This is a genomic window from Terribacillus saccharophilus (genome assembly GCF_046592595.1).
GTDB classification, from domain to species: domain Bacteria; phylum Bacillota; class Bacilli; order Bacillales; family Amphibacillaceae; genus Terribacillus; species Terribacillus saccharophilus_C.
Genome location: NZ_JAWVPF010000005.1, coordinates 334,129 through 348,044 on the forward strand (window position 1 = coordinate 334,129; position 13,916 = coordinate 348,044).

Below are 13,916 nucleotides of genomic sequence, written 5' to 3' on the forward strand. Positions count from 1 at the left end.
ACGAATTTACTTAACTAAAGGCTATAATGGGTTAGAAAAGGTTTTTAGATTCTCAATGAATGTGGTAACGTACAAGTAAGGCGTTTAATTACACTTGAGGTGAAAGAAATGAAGATTACAGCCATTGCTCCTTATGCTGGCTTAGGAGAGTTAATTCAAGACGTTGCCAACCAAAAAGAACTTGGCAACATTGAAATAATGCAAGGTGATTTGCAGCAAGGGGTAAAAATTGCAATAGAAGCTGAGAAGCAAGGTACTGATATCATCATTAGCCGAGGCGGTACTGCGGAACGGATTAAACAACATGTTACAATCCCGGTTATAAATATAGAGGTGTCTGGTTTTGATCTGCTTCGTATTATCACGCTGATTAAAGATACAGATAACAGAGTTGCCTTCGTGGGATTCCCGGCTATAGCAAATGCAGTATCGAGTGTCAGTCAGCTTATCGATGTAAATCTTGATATTTATGCCATAGATGATGAGCATCATATTGAAAATCAGCTGCGATTATTAAAAGAAGATAATTATACCTTCGTTATCGGGGATGTAATCACAGTCCAATTAGCAGAAAAAATAGGCATGCACGGTCTTTTATTGACTTCTGGTAAAGAAAGTGTGTTAAGTGCCTTCCGCCAGGCAGAAGAAACATACCGTACAGTGGAAAAGATAAAGAAAGAGAGAGATACGTATGAACATATCCTCCAAGATTTACAGCAGCATATAATATTAGCTGATAGTAATTTACAGCTTCGTACTGTCTCAACTCCGCCCCTACCGCTTCCATTGTCTTTCATGAGAAGGGTAGCTGCAGCAATCTTTCAATTTGAACAGATTCTAGTTGAAGTTGTATACAGAAACAGATTCTACCGATTACATGCGCACCAATTGAGCCCACAGCAAGCAGTCATTGAATTACTCGAACAGGAAGCACCTTCTGAATCGCTGCCGTCCATTTCGTTAGTGGCAGATCCCAATGCTTCTGTTTATTTAAGCTCTAACCATAAAGAAGTGCAGCTGGCTATCGAACAAGCTGAAGCATTACGTGAACAACCTACTCCTATTGTCATAATTGGTGAAAATGGGACAGGAAAAGAAAGCTTGGCTAGATATATTCATACTAGCGATACTGCTGCTTTTCTTCGGATAGACGGAGCAGCATTCCCAAGCGTATTACTTCCCTATCTGGCAATAGTACTGGAGGATGGCGGTACACTTTATATAGTGAATGCAGATAAAATAGAGGAAACAACAAAGGAATGGATAGAAAAGCAGCTAAAGGGGAGAGTTCCATTTCGTATTATCCTTGCCATGAACAATAAGACATCCGATCGGATTCCAACCAAATTCAAGACGCTTCACCTTCCGCCGCTGCGGGAGCGCAAAGAAGATATTCCAAATCTGATTCGCTTATTTATTTCAAGTTTTAATAGTGAATATGGCGTGCAAATCGCAGGCATCAGTGAGGATGCGATACAGCTTCTTGAATCAAATCCATTGGAATCAAATATTATCGAGCTAAGCAGAATCATCAACAAAGCTGTTCGAAAAGAAGAGACAGCCTATATCCAAGATTATACTATTGCAGACATAATCGACGAACTTCAGGATCAAAGTAAAACAGTGATCGACATTACTGGAACATTAGCCGATATTGAAACGCAAATCATCCAAGCAGTATGGCTGGAAGAAAAGAAGAATAACTCTAAAACAGCCGAAAGATTAGGGATTAACCGTACTACCCTATGGCGTAAATTAAAAGAAATCCAGTAATACACTGATCTTATCCTCTTCTTGAGGATAAGATCAGTGTATTTTTTATATTTTACTCAATCAAACTCTACTTCCTCCACATTCATAACACAATCTTCATTATCCGATTGCAACCTTTCAATTAAGCGCTTACAATAAACTTATACATTTTTGTTTACTTTAGCAACAAATATACCATACAATCATGGTTTCACTAGGGATTTAAATCACTAATTGTTTCTCTTTTAAACACTATTTGTTTTCTTACTACATACATCGGAGGGATTATTTTGTCATTTCATAACAAAGTTGTCTTAGTTACTGGTGCTACAAAAGGAATTGGAAGAGAAATTGCCCTAACTTTTGCTCGACACGGAGCCTCACTCATTGTCAACGGTCGAAACAGCGAACGATTGGCATCCCTTCAGCATGCCATTCAAAAAGACGGCGGCACATGTTTTATTGTATCTGGTGATGCTAGCAGCCCGGAGACAGCAGATCAAATCAAGGAAATGATTAACTCGAGGCTTCAAAAGGTTGATGTCTTAGTCAATAATGCAGGTATGAACAAACGAACCCCTACTCTCCAAACGACTCTGGACGATTGGGAGGATGTTATTAGAACGAATTTGACCAGTGCTTTCTTAATCAGCCAGTCCATATTGCCTTTTATGGTAAAAAACAAGGAAGGTGTGATTATAAATATCAGCTCTACAACAGCAAACACACCACATAAGAACGCTACTCCTGCCTATGGTGCCTCCAAGGCAGCACTTAATTATCTGACCATGCACCTGGCCAATGAGATGTCTGGTCATAACATACGGGTGAATGCTGTCTGTCCCGGTCCAATTGAAACCGATATGACAGAGCAGTGGGATGCTGCATACAGAGAAAAAGTCATGAATGGCATTCCATTAAAAAGATTAGGAAATGTATCTGATGTTGCGGAAATGACTCTTTTCTTAGCTTCGGAACAAGCATCCTTTATTACAGGACAGTCTATTCATGTGAATGGCGGCACACTTATGCGATAACTGTTTCATGAACACTCAGCTTTCCAGCCCTGGCCTGGACCTAAATGATGTACGAAACTATTCTTGTAATAAACACGATATATGCTAATGAAGAAATAAGTAAAGAGCAGGAATTTCGTTATGAGAATTTCTGCTCTTTTTGATTGGAATCCTTCAAATGCCTGCTTCTTTTCTCCCTCTTCCTAAACACATCCAACGTTTTCTCTGAATATTCATCAATCTCTAATCTAACCTTAACGTACTTCACAGTGATTACACCTTTTTGAAAGCTATGATAGCAGTATTAAAAATACATTGGAGGAAAAAGATGATGAAGGTTATTATGATTCCCTCAGGTTTTAAAGAATGTCTTGATGCAGAGGAAGTAGCTGTTGCAATGGGAGCAGGTGCAAAAACATTCGAACCCTTTATCCAGACTGAGATACTTCCTATGATAGATGGCGGAGAAGGCTTTGCAAAAGCTATTGTCAAAATCAAAGACGGCGAGTTGATCCATAAGACTGTCACTGGACCTGTATGGAAAAAGATCGATAGCCATTATGGTATTTTTCAAGAGGGAGAAACACGCACAGCTGTGATAGAAATGGCCGCTGTTGCTGGCTTGAAGCTAGTACCAAAAGACTTGAGGAATCCGCTGCAAACAACCACATATGGCGTAGGCGAGTTAATCCTTGATGCTTTAGACAAACAGGTCAATAAGATAATTATTGGCTGCGGTGATTCTGGTACATCTGACGGCGGCGCAGGTATGGCCGAAGCTCTTGGTGCTGTATTCCTGGATGAAAAGCAGCATCGTATTGCTATAAAATCTGTCACGGATCTAATGAAAGCGATATCAATAGATACGTCTTCCCTACCCGACAGACTGAATGACGTTTCTATTGATGTTGCTTGCAACTGGAAGAATATATTATGCGGTGACCGTGGCGTGGCAAGAGTTTTTGGACCACAAAAAGGAGCAACAGCCAAGCAAGTTGATGCCCTGTCAGCTTCACTTGATCATTACGCTACACTCATTGAGGAATCTACAGGTATGGTCGTTCGCCATGCCCCAGGAAGCGGTGCATCAGGGGGGCTTGGAGCAGGACTTCTTGCATTTACAGGCGCAAGGCTGCACCCCCGATTTGACTTGATTAAAAACTACATTCAGATTGAAGAAAAAATAGCAGATGCAGACCTCGTTATAACCGGTGAAGGCAGTATTGATTTCCAGACACCTGATGGAAAAATTCCTTGTGAGGTAGCAAGGATTGCAAAAAAATACAATATACCTGTCATAGCCATTACGGGCACAATTGGACGCGGAGCCGAAAACAATTACAAAGCAGGTATCGATGCATACGTCAGTATCATCCAATACCCTGTCACCTTAGAGAAAGCTATATCCAAAGCACCCCGATGGATCAAAGAGAGTGTGGAATGCATCTTGCGCCAAATCACAATAGGTGTGACATTAGCAGACCAAAGGACCTCGAAAGAAAGGATCCAACCTAATGGAACAACTGAACCGTTACAGAAGAAGTAAAAAGCACCTCGCAAAACGGACTGAAAAAATCCCTGGCAATGCACGTTTTATAGGTATTGCCCATGCGTTTATCCTCTTATTTGTCATTTTGACAGATATGGATTATGCCGCAAAAGTATCGCTTTTTGCTTTCTTATCCGCAATGACACTTTGGATCACGACAAAGATTCCCGCTGGTTATGTTGCTGTTTCGCTTATCGCTTTTATCATATTTATGAATGCAGGCGAACCTCAGCTGCTTTATCAATCATTCAGTGAAGAAGTTGTGTGGCTGATGCTTGGTGCATTTGTGATTGGCGAGAGCATTAAAGAATCAGGACTTGCTGAAAGGTTCAGCCATGCTATCATCCATCGAGCTAAATCGAAGCTTTCCTTGATACGGGCTTTTACTCTTGCACTAGGATTAACGGCGCTGTTTATCCCTTCCACTTCAGGAAGAGCTGCGCTATCCATGCCAATCATCAAGCAACTTGGTACTCACTTTTCAAGTAAGCAAAAAGAATTTTTAGCTATTTTAGCTCCAGTCATTATTTTAATGACTACCTCAGCAACTTTAATAGGTGCTGGTTCCCATTTGATTGGTATTGGATTACTAGAAAGTACAACGAACCAATCGATATCATTCATCCAATGGCTGATATGGGGTGTGCCCTTTACAATCGTTATTACTTTCCTAACAATGTATATCGTAAAATTAACTTTATGGCCGAAGCACATAACGTCAGAGAGCGGCAACCTGCTTTCTATTAAAAATGAGCAAAAAGATACATCTATAACAAAAAGAGAGAAAAAGACAATTATCATACTCGTTGGTTTGATCATTGGATGGGTTACTGAGAATATTCATGGGTATGATATCGCATTTGTCACTATGATTGGTGCATTGCTGCTTATGATGCCACGCTATGGCGTAATCAGCTGGAAACAAGGTATAAAGGCCATTTCATGGAACCTGCTTTTATTTGTGGCAGCCGCCACAGCTCTTGGGAAAGTTTTAGTGGATACGGGCGTTGTCGGCTGGATGGAAGAAGAAGTGATGGATAACTTGCTTTTATTTGCAGGAGCTTCAGAATGGACGATTGTTCTGCTGCTTTCCATCGTAACCGTTACCAGTCATTTATATATCACGTCGCACACAACACGAGCCATCGTGTTTATACCAAGTTTAATCCTTTTTGGACAGTCCATCGATGTAGAACTTGATACTATCGTGTTTTTAAGTTTAATAGGTATGAATTACTGCGTGACATTCCCTGTCAGCTCAAAGGCGCTGCTTCTCTATTATGAAGAAGGTGATAGCACATACGACGCTAAAAAGTTACTTAAGATAAGTCTTGTGCTCATGCCGGTTTATGTACTTGTTATCCTATTATTCTATTTTACTTATTGGAAATTGACGGGATTATCTCTATAAGATGAGATGAAAAAAAGCAGTGCCACGGGGGCACTGCTTTTTTAACCTAAATCAACATTATGATAAACTTGCTGCACATCCTCCAGATCCTCAAGCGCATCAATCAGCTTCTCAAACTGGTCTTGCGCTTCAGCATCAAGTGCGATGTCATTCTGTGCCAGCATAGAAAGCTCAGCCACTGAAAATTCTTCGATTCCCGCTTGCTTAAGAGCTTCCTGAACAACATGGAACTGATCCGGCTCTGCATAAACGATGACCGCATCGTCTTCTTCGATGATGTCACGTGCATCGACGTCAGCTTCCATTAGAATTTCCAATACCTCATCAGAAGATTTGCCTTCGACACCGATTACTGCTGTCGCATCAAACATATAAGCTACAGAGCCGCTGACACCCATGTTACCGCCATTTTTACCAAAAGCAGCACGAACCTCAGGTGCTGTACGGTTTACATTGTTAGTCAATGCATCAACAATAATCATAGAGCCATTAGGACCAAAGCCTTCGTAGCGCATCTCGTCGTAGTTCTCTTCGCCGCCGCCCTTAGCTTTCTCGATAGCGCGCTCGATGATCGCTTTTGGTACGTTATACGTTTTTGCACGCTCCAATACGAATTTCAATGCCTGGTTAGCTTCTGGATCCGGCTCGCCTTGTTTGGCAACTACATAGATTTCGCGGCCGAACTTCGCGTAGATCCGGCTAGTATTGGCATCCTTCGAAGCTTTCTTCTCTTTGATATTGTTCCATTTACGTCCCATTAATGAACACTCTCTTTCAATCTATTTTAAAACTGTGTGTGAATAATGATTGCTATTACTATTATACCGTAAAATTCCGAGTACTAAAACTGGTGCCGCTCGCTTAGAAGATTAGCCGGTAAAAATTTAGGTTATGTAATATGGAAACCTAAAGAAAGGCGGCTGTTCATGACACCAGAACATTTAATAATTTTTCTCGCAATCGGTTATATCTTCTACGCTTTGGACAAAAGACAGAAACAGTTACCTGTCCCTATCTTATTGATAGTGACTGGCGTCATCTTGTCATTCATACCGTATTTTTCAGAGGTCATCATTAGCAGGGATTTGATATACAAAGGATTCCTGCCTGCGTTGTTATTCATTTCTGCCTATCGATTTTCCTACCAAGCATTGAAGCGGTATGGGATACTGTTCGGATTACTGAGTACAATTGGTCTGTTGGCGACAGCATTATTACTTGGACTTGCTGTTTGGAGCATTGGCTACCTATTCCTATCCCTCTCGTTCATTGGGGCGTTGTTAATTGCCTCTATCCTTACACCTACTGATCCAGTTTCCGTCGAATCCGTGTTAGAAGACTCTAATGTGAACAAAGAGTATACATCGATTCTGGAAGGCGAATCCATGATTAACGATGGGACAAGTGTCGTCATTTTCACCATTGTATCCAATATGTATACGTCAGGCGAGTCATTCTCTCTGCTTCATCTAGTAAAGGAGTTTCTATTTGTTTCTATCGGAGGTGTACTTATAGGATTTTTATTCGGCTGGATATTATCAAAAAATATCTACTTCTTAAAGCACCGTACCTACCAAGTAATGATCAGCATCATCATCGCCTATGGGAGCTTTTATTTGGCTGAGCTTATCGGTGTATCCGGTGTATTGGCTACCGTAACTTCCGGTATCATGTTTTCCTATGAATTGCAGAAGTCTGACGATGAGGATTATTACAGGCATAGTCAGGAAGGATTCTGGAGTATTATCGAACCGACCATACTCTCCTTGGTATTCATTGTCCTTGGTATTGTATCTATGCAGTATATTCAATGGAAACATTTTGGATTATTCTTGTTCATATTTGTGGTTTCGATAATCGTACGATTCTTAGCTATCGCTTTTATTTCACTGATAAGGAAGAAATGGAGGAGACATCTAAATTGGAAGGGTACTTTCATACTGACATTCGCAGGTGTGAGAGGATCGATGAGCATAGTGCTTCTCTTGACATTGCAAGCAGAGCTATCAGCTGACCACTATATACTATCGCTTTCTTTTGGTGCTGTGCTGTTATCCCTTATCTTGCAGACTATTATTATTTATCCCCTGTCCCTTATTTTGAAAAAGCCGGGATCCTCATAAGGATTCCGGTTTTTTGTGGAATTGATCATATGCAGTTTCGAATGCTTGAAAGCTAGCTGAACCAAGTTTGGCTTTATCCCGGTCGAACAGCCTTTCAAAGACAATGTCATACGCTTCTGCAGCACTACATTGCCTGAAGCTTGAAACAAGCTCTAAATAAGATAAAAAGTATACAGGACTTAACTTTCCGCCTTTGTTTAAAATCACAGGCTCCTCTCTCCTTCCAATAGCATAGTCACACTGCTTGTTTATTTATTATAAACATATAATGATTGCCTTATATAATAATTTGCTTATATACTAGTTTCATGAAGGAGGAATTAGATGACGGAAACAGCTGCTTTATCAACTGAAAAGCTTACAGACACATTAAAGATCCTTCATGATCCAACACGTCTGCTGCTAATGAAATTACTGACCGAAAAGGAGTACTGTGTCTGTGAACTGGTAAGCATGTTCGATGTCAGCCAGCCGGCAATCAGCCAGCACTTGCGTAAATATAAAAAAGCAGGTCTTGTTTATGAAGAAAGGCGCGGACAATGGCGCTACTATCGTTTTAACGAGACTTGTGAGCAGCGCGCTTTGGTTGAGCAAATTCTCGATCAGCTGGATGAGAATGACGAGCAGCTCGTTAAGCTGCGAACCAAAGCACAAGCAATCACTTGTTAAATAGGGAGTTTTTATACACATGTTGACAACAGTTTTAGCCTGCATCATCTTTCTTATCACACTTATCCTTATCATTTGGCAGCCTAAGAATCTCAATATCGGCTGGACGGCCTGCGGCGGTGCAGTTCTTGCTCTATTGGCAGGTGTCGTCGATTTTACGGATGTATGGGAAGTGACTGCCATCGTATGGAACGCAACCTTAGCATTTGTGGCAATCATTTTGATCTCGCTAATATTAGATAGCATCGGTTTCTTCGAATGGGCCGCTTTACATATGGCTGCTGCTGCAAAAGGAAACGGCGTGAAGATGTTCGTTTACGTCTGCCTGTTAGGAGCTGTCGTATCCGCCTTTTTCGCAAATGATGGTGCAGCCTTGATCCTGACACCGATCGTGCTGGCGATGGTACGAGCACTTCGTTTTGACGAAACACTTGTATTCCCTTTCATCATTGCAAGTGGATTCATAGCCGATACAACATCATTGCCGCTGATCGTAAGTAACCTGGTGAACATTGTATCAGCTGATTTCTTTAACATCACGTTCCTGGAATATGCTTCGCGTATGATCATCCCGAACTTGATCTCACTCGGTGCAAGCATCCTTGTACTTTATGTATTCTTTAGAAAGCGTATACCGAAAAGCTATGAAATAAGTTATGTGAAACAGCCGTCCTCGGCTATCAAAGACCGGAAAATGTTCAAACTATCTTGGTACGTACTTGCTTTATTAGTGTTTGGCTATTTGATCTGTGAGTTCCTCCATATTCCAGTCTCCTTTGTAGCCGGGGCAATTGCACTCTTCTTCCTGCTGATTGCGCGCCGCAGTCCCGCAGTTGAAACGAAAAAAGTTGTGAAAGGTGCGCCTTGGAATATTGTATTTTTCTCTATCGGTATGTATGTCGTTGTTTACGGATTGCGAAATGCTGGCCTGACGGATTTACTCGCGGATGCAATTCAATACGTGGCAGATCAAGGTATGTTCATTGGAACGATTGGCATGGGCTTTATTGCAGCCATTCTATCTTCAGTCATGAATAATATGCCGACAGTCATGATTGATGCAATTGCCATATCCCAAACATCCACGTCTGGTGCTGTACGGGAAGCCCTTATATATGCTAATGTGGTTGGTTCAGATCTCGGTCCGAAAATCACCCCGATCGGCTCACTGGCAACGCTGCTATGGCTCCATGTCCTGTCCCAGAAAGGTGTCAGAATATCATGGGGAGCTTATTTTAAAACGGGCATCATATTAACTATACCAACTCTGCTCATCACACTAACAGGACTTTATATTTGGTTAGCCATCATCCATTAAAGGAGAGATACTATGAAAATCCGTATTATAGGATCTGTTGCAGCCGGCACTTCCGTTGCAGCAAAAGCACGCCGAAACAACGAAGACGCGGATATCCGCATTTATGACAGAGATCATGATATATCCTATAGCGTCTGCGGTATCCCTTATTTCGTCGGCGATGAAGTCGAGGATTTAGACACACTTAACCCACGTGACCCAGCTTGGTTCAAAAAAAGATACAATGTTTCCATTCAAACAAGACATGAAGTATTGGATATAAATCAGGAAGCTAAAACCTTGACGATTAAGAATTTAAATACAGAAGAAACAATGACAGATACGTACGATGTCCTCGTCTTTGCCACTGGCGCCAGTCCGATAACACCGGAGGTAGAAGGTACAGAGCTGGAACATGTCTTTCACGTTCGTACCATCCAGCATGCTGGTGCAATAGATCAGTTCATCGAATCCCGCAAGCCGAAAACTGCTGCCATCATAGGTGCTGGTTATATTGGATTGGAAATGGCTGAACAGCTCACTCATCTGGGAATTGAAGTTACCATACTCCAGCGCAGCAATCAGGTAATGAAGCATTTGGATAAAGATATAGCTGACCGCGTGGCAGATACATTGGAAGCACACGGTATAAAATTGCTGCTCGGACAAGAAGCACACCGTATTACCGATACAGACGTTATCAGCACCAGCGGAGAAACAATCGCAGCTGATATAGTCTTCCTGGCTGCAGGGGTTAAACCAAATACAGCTTTAGCTGAAAAGATTGGCGTCAAAATTGGAGAAACTGGTGCAATTGCAGTAAACGAAAAAATGCAAACCAATTTGTCTGATGTTTATGCAGTCGGTGATGTGGCAGAAAGTTTCTCTGTCATTACAGGCAAACCCCTGTACCGCCCGCTCGGTTCCACCGCTAATAAGATGGGACGAATAGCAGGTGATGTGATTACCGGAGGCACTACTGCTCACCGAGGGATTCTGGGTACCGGCATTGTGCGTGTATTCGAACTAGCAGTCGGGCAAACCGGTATGAATGAACAAGAAGCTCTTGCTTATGGATATGACATCGAGACGCTGCATAATATCAAGCCTGCTCGCGCTGCGTATCTTGGAGGCAAGGAAATTACCATAAAAGCAATTGCAGACCGAGAAACCGGCCGACTGCTCGGCGTCCAGGCGGTTGGAGAAGAAGGCGTGGACAAACGTATCGACGTCTTTGTCACAGCCATGACCTTCGGAGCCAAAGCAGAAGATCTTTTCCACCTGGATCTTGCCTATGCCCCGCCATTCAGTACAACGAAGGATCCTGTCATGTACACTGGCATGGCACTCGATAACGCCATTAAGAAGTACAATAAGCTGCTTACTCCAAAAGAGCTGCAGCACCGGCTAAGTCAGGGTGAGCCCTTTCAAATCATTGATACACGCGCTAAGAACCAGTACGAAACATCACATGTACCAGAAGCAATTAGCATCCCTTTGACAGAGCTGCGGGAGAAGGCAAAAGAACTTGATCCGAAAAAGCCAACCCTTTGCTACTGCAACAGTGGTGTCACAGGTAATGCTGCACAAAATATATTGCGGAACATGGGATTTGAAGAAGTGTACAACCTTTCTGGCGGGAATAAGAATTATCAGAAGTACAGAACATGAGCAAAAAGCCGCATACACCTGTATGCGGCTTTTTGCTTTGTCAGAACTACGCATTATATACTTTAAGATTTTCTTTTCGATCTCTTCCTGGTGGGTTGCCAAACATCTTTCTGTATTCCCTATTGAAATAAGAAGGACTTTCATAACCGACTTTAAATGCTGCATCAGCAGCTCTCATATCTTCTCCAATGATTAACCGCCTTGCTTCTTGAAGCCGTAATGCTCTTTGGTACTGAATAGGAGTCATGGTTGTGATCTGTTTAAAATGGTGGTATAAAGCAGACGGACTAAGGTTCACCTGTTTAGCCAAATCCTCTGCTTTTATTTCACGGGAATAATACTTCTTTAAATAATCAAGAGCAGCAGCTACTTCAGATAACTTACTCCCTTTTGCAGCGAGGTTTTTTACTCTGTCACCATACTTTCCCTGCATGATACGGTATAAGATTTCTTTTATAATGAGTGGTGCGAGTATCTCCGTATCTTGAGGAGTATGCAGCAGTTTCACGAGCCTGATTAATGCCTCGATAATAACTTCATTTGTCTGCTCTATAAATATGCCTCTCCCAGAAATATCTTTATTGATAGGTTCCTGCTTATACTCTCTAGAGACCTCCGCAATCTGCATGAAATTAAAATTCAATCGAAGACATAAATATGGTTCCGTTTCACTTGCTTCTAAAATTTCTCCGATAACCGGCAGATCAACTGCTACAACTAAGTAATCACCCTTCCCGTAAAAAAAGTCTTCTCCATTAACAGTTACCAGCTTTTTTCCTTGCAGAACAATACACAACGCAGGTTCATGCATTGTATGTACAGGATCCAGCGGCTTTGCAGATCGAATAAATTCTAAACCAGAGATAAGTGTAGGATTTGTACCATCCTTGGTTGCTAGTGTTGAGACCAGCTTTGTCAGCTCGCCTTCTCTCAATTGCAAATTCTCTTTTGTCGACATGGGATAATCCTCCTTTGAAAGAGCTCATTGTATTGGAGAATAGGGCAAGAATTAAAGAGATGCCGGCTACCGCTCCACGTTCACTTTCCTTGATACTAATAGTAGATCAGAAAAAGGAGTTGATATTGTTTGAAGAATACTGCTCATTCTTATGCTGGACTCTGGGTCACCAAGGATCGGTATATCAGGCATGAACTGCTGCCCGAAGGACGTTATGTTGAAGCTCGTGGCAATATCGAAGGTGCCTATACAGGGGCTTATCAGATAACAGGTGATCACATTGATTATCAAGATGATACTGGTTTCACAGCTGATGGAGATTTCCGTAATGGAATCCTGTATCACGCAGGGATGATTCTATATCGTGACCAAGGATAATGTGGTTCGCAAGGATTATCCTATCAAAATTACATCTGAAAGGAAGATACAAGCTTGAGTATAAAGAATAAAGTTGTTCTTGTCACCGGAGGAAGCAGCGGTATCGGGGCAGCAACTGTAGAATTATTAGCAGAAAGTGGTGCTATTGTTATTGCAGCAGCCCGAAGAACAGCTAAGTTAGAAACAATTGTCTCCGCGCTGCGTCAAAATGGATATACAGCCGATTATAAGCAGTTGGATGTCACGGACTTTAAACAAATGCAGGATACAGTAAGAGAAATCACAAAGTTATACGGAAAAATTGATGTTGTTGTAAATAACGCTGGTGTAATGCCACTCTCTAAATTGGAAGCTCTGAAAATCGATGAATGGAATCGTATGATTGATGTAAATATTAAAGGTGTCCTCCATGGTATTGGGGCTGCATTACCTCTAATGAAAGAACAGGATAGCGGACATATTATTAATATAGCTTCTATAGGCGCATACGAAGTAACCCCAACAGCAGCAGTTTATTGTGCAACGAAATATGCAGTTCGGGCAATCACGGACGGACTGCGACAGGAAGCAAAGAACAATATTCGTGCAACTCTGATTTCACCGGGTGTAACTGAATCGGAATTGGCAGAACATATTACAGATAAAGAAGCGAGTGAAGCTATGATCGAGTATCGCCGACAAGCTCTTCCTGCTTCTGCTATTGCGCAAGCCATTCTTTATGCTATTTCACAGCCCGCAGGAATCGATGTAAGTGAATTGATTGTCAGACCGTCTATATCATCTTAGATTGCAAAAAAGCCTTTTCTAGTATGATAAGGCTCCCTAGTCAAATATCTATAGAATCAAAAAAAGTATTAGAGTTTAATTACTCTAATACTTTTTTTCTAAGCTTCCTAGCGGACTTGAACCGCTGACCCCCACCTTACCATGGTGGTGCTCTACCGACTGAGCTAAGGAAGCAATGGCTCCACAGGCAGGATTCGAACCTGCGACCGATCGGTTAACAGCCGATAGCTCTACCACTGAGCTACTGTGGAACAATATTAATTATGTATACAAAAAAGAACTGCCTGGCAGTGTCCTACTCTCACG

General features: G+C 41.8%; 13 protein-coding genes and 2 tRNA genes. 10 read left to right on the forward strand and 5 right to left on the reverse strand.

Going from position 1 to position 13,916, the window contains the following annotated elements; genetic code table 11:
• Window positions 1-108 precede the first annotated feature (108 nt).
• The 4 genes from SFC25_RS10990 (at window position 109) to SFC25_RS11005 (ending at window position 5,728) form a co-directional block, all read left to right on the forward strand.
• Complete coding sequence (locus tag SFC25_RS10990; RefSeq protein WP_411215301.1) at window positions 109-1,773, forward strand: sigma-54-dependent Fis family transcriptional regulator; 1,665 nt, start codon at window positions 109-111, stop codon at window positions 1,771-1,773.
• A gap of 269 nt (window positions 1,774-2,042) precedes the next feature.
• The gene (locus SFC25_RS10995) at window positions 2,043-2,789 is read left to right on the forward strand and encodes an SDR family NAD(P)-dependent oxidoreductase (RefSeq protein ID WP_411215302.1); all 747 of its coding nucleotides are present in this window, start codon (window positions 2,043-2,045) and stop codon (window positions 2,787-2,789) included.
• Between the two features lie 310 nt (window positions 2,790-3,099).
• Complete coding sequence (locus SFC25_RS11000) at window positions 3,100-4,314, forward strand: glycerate kinase family protein (RefSeq protein ID WP_411215330.1); 1,215 nt, start codon at window positions 3,100-3,102, stop codon at window positions 4,312-4,314.
• Window positions 4,283-5,728 carry an SLC13 family permease gene (locus tag SFC25_RS11005; RefSeq protein ID WP_411215303.1) on the forward strand — a complete coding sequence of 482 codons (1,446 nt, stop codon included), beginning with the start codon at window positions 4,283-4,285 and terminating at the stop codon, window positions 5,726-5,728. Before SFC25_RS11000 ends, SFC25_RS11005 begins: the two co-directional genes overlap by 32 nt.
• Window positions 5,729-5,769: 41 nt before the next feature.
• Here the strand turns inward: SFC25_RS11005 and SFC25_RS11010 are convergent, their stop codons facing one another.
• Window positions 5,770-6,486 (reverse strand): YebC/PmpR family DNA-binding transcriptional regulator, encoded by a 717-nt coding sequence (locus tag SFC25_RS11010; RefSeq protein ID WP_411215304.1) that lies wholly within the window; start codon window positions 6,484-6,486, stop codon window positions 5,770-5,772.
• A gap of 168 nt (window positions 6,487-6,654) precedes the next feature.
• On the opposite strand from SFC25_RS11010, the gene SFC25_RS11015 reads away from it, so the two are divergent.
• Window positions 6,655-7,851 carry a cation:proton antiporter gene (locus SFC25_RS11015; RefSeq protein ID WP_411215305.1) on the forward strand — a complete coding sequence of 399 codons (1,197 nt, stop codon included), beginning with the start codon at window positions 6,655-6,657 and terminating at the stop codon, window positions 7,849-7,851.
• Here the strand turns inward: SFC25_RS11015 and SFC25_RS11020 are convergent.
• Window positions 7,846-8,058: a hypothetical protein gene (locus SFC25_RS11020; protein ID WP_411215306.1), complete on the reverse strand. Its 213-nt coding sequence runs from the start codon at window positions 8,056-8,058 to the stop codon at window positions 7,846-7,848. The genes SFC25_RS11015 and SFC25_RS11020 overlap by 6 nt on opposite strands.
• A gap of 117 nt (window positions 8,059-8,175) precedes the next feature.
• On the opposite strand from SFC25_RS11020, the gene SFC25_RS11025 reads away from it, so the two are divergent.
• The 3 genes from SFC25_RS11025 to SFC25_RS11035 are packed head-to-tail and all read left to right on the forward strand — an operon-like array spanning window position 8,176 to window position 11,488.
• Window positions 8,176-8,520, forward strand: a complete 345-nt coding sequence (locus SFC25_RS11025) for an ArsR/SmtB family transcription factor (protein ID WP_411215307.1) — start codon at window positions 8,176-8,178, stop codon at window positions 8,518-8,520.
• Window positions 8,521-8,539: 19 nt separating this feature from the next.
• Window positions 8,540-9,838, forward strand: a complete 1,299-nt coding sequence (locus SFC25_RS11030; RefSeq protein ID WP_411215308.1) for an arsenic transporter — start codon at window positions 8,540-8,542, stop codon at window positions 9,836-9,838.
• A gap of 12 nt (window positions 9,839-9,850) precedes the next feature.
• Complete coding sequence (locus SFC25_RS11035) at window positions 9,851-11,488, forward strand: FAD-dependent oxidoreductase (RefSeq protein WP_411215309.1); 1,638 nt, start codon at window positions 9,851-9,853, stop codon at window positions 11,486-11,488.
• A gap of 46 nt (window positions 11,489-11,534) precedes the next feature.
• Here SFC25_RS11035 and SFC25_RS11040 read toward each other — a convergent pair whose 3' ends face one another.
• The gene (locus SFC25_RS11040; RefSeq protein WP_411215310.1) at window positions 11,535-12,446 is read right to left on the reverse strand and encodes an AraC family transcriptional regulator; all 912 of its coding nucleotides are present in this window, start codon (window positions 12,444-12,446) and stop codon (window positions 11,535-11,537) included.
• A gap of 129 nt (window positions 12,447-12,575) precedes the next feature.
• Here SFC25_RS11040 and SFC25_RS11045 point away from each other — a divergent pair, with 129 nt between their 5' ends.
• Together SFC25_RS11045 and SFC25_RS11050 are read left to right on the forward strand one after the other, a co-directional pair.
• Complete coding sequence (locus SFC25_RS11045; protein ID WP_411215311.1) at window positions 12,576-12,824, forward strand: Atu4866 domain-containing protein; 249 nt, start codon at window positions 12,576-12,578, stop codon at window positions 12,822-12,824.
• 54 nt (window positions 12,825-12,878) lie between these two features.
• Window positions 12,879-13,610, forward strand: a complete 732-nt coding sequence (locus SFC25_RS11050; protein ID WP_411215312.1) for an SDR family oxidoreductase — start codon at window positions 12,879-12,881, stop codon at window positions 13,608-13,610.
• A gap of 101 nt (window positions 13,611-13,711) precedes the next feature.
• Here SFC25_RS11050 and SFC25_RS11055 read toward each other — a convergent pair.
• Both SFC25_RS11055 and SFC25_RS11060 read right to left on the reverse strand, forming a co-directional pair.
• Window positions 13,712-13,784, reverse strand: a tRNA-Thr gene (locus SFC25_RS11055).
• A gap of 2 nt (window positions 13,785-13,786) precedes the next feature.
• Window positions 13,787-13,861: transfer RNA gene (locus SFC25_RS11060), tRNA-Asn, on the reverse strand.
• Window positions 13,862-13,916: the final 55 nt, after the last annotated feature.

Bases quoted from the DNA above. Each gene is read 5' to 3' on its own strand.
- SFC25_RS11010 (WP_411215304.1), bottom strand. From the start codon at position 6,486: ATGGGACGTAAATGGAACAATATCAAAGAGAAGAAAGCTTCGAAGGAT.
- SFC25_RS11005 (WP_411215303.1), top strand. From the start codon at position 4,283: ATGGAACAACTGAACCGTTACAGAAGAAGTAAAAAGCACCTCGCAAAA.
- SFC25_RS11030 (WP_411215308.1), top strand. From the start codon at position 8,540: ATGTTGACAACAGTTTTAGCCTGCATCATCTTTCTTATCACACTTATC.
- SFC25_RS10990 (WP_411215301.1), top strand. From the start codon at position 109: ATGAAGATTACAGCCATTGCTCCTTATGCTGGCTTAGGAGAGTTAATT.
- SFC25_RS11000 (WP_411215330.1), top strand. From the start codon at position 3,100: ATGAAGGTTATTATGATTCCCTCAGGTTTTAAAGAATGTCTTGATGCA.
- SFC25_RS11035 (WP_411215309.1), top strand. From the start codon at position 9,851: ATGAAAATCCGTATTATAGGATCTGTTGCAGCCGGCACTTCCGTTGCA.
- SFC25_RS11025 (WP_411215307.1), top strand. From the start codon at position 8,176: ATGACGGAAACAGCTGCTTTATCAACTGAAAAGCTTACAGACACATTA.
- SFC25_RS11040 (WP_411215310.1), bottom strand. From the start codon at position 12,446: ATGTCGACAAAAGAGAATTTGCAATTGAGAGAAGGCGAGCTGACAAAG.
- SFC25_RS11015 (WP_411215305.1), top strand. From the start codon at position 6,655: ATGACACCAGAACATTTAATAATTTTTCTCGCAATCGGTTATATCTTC.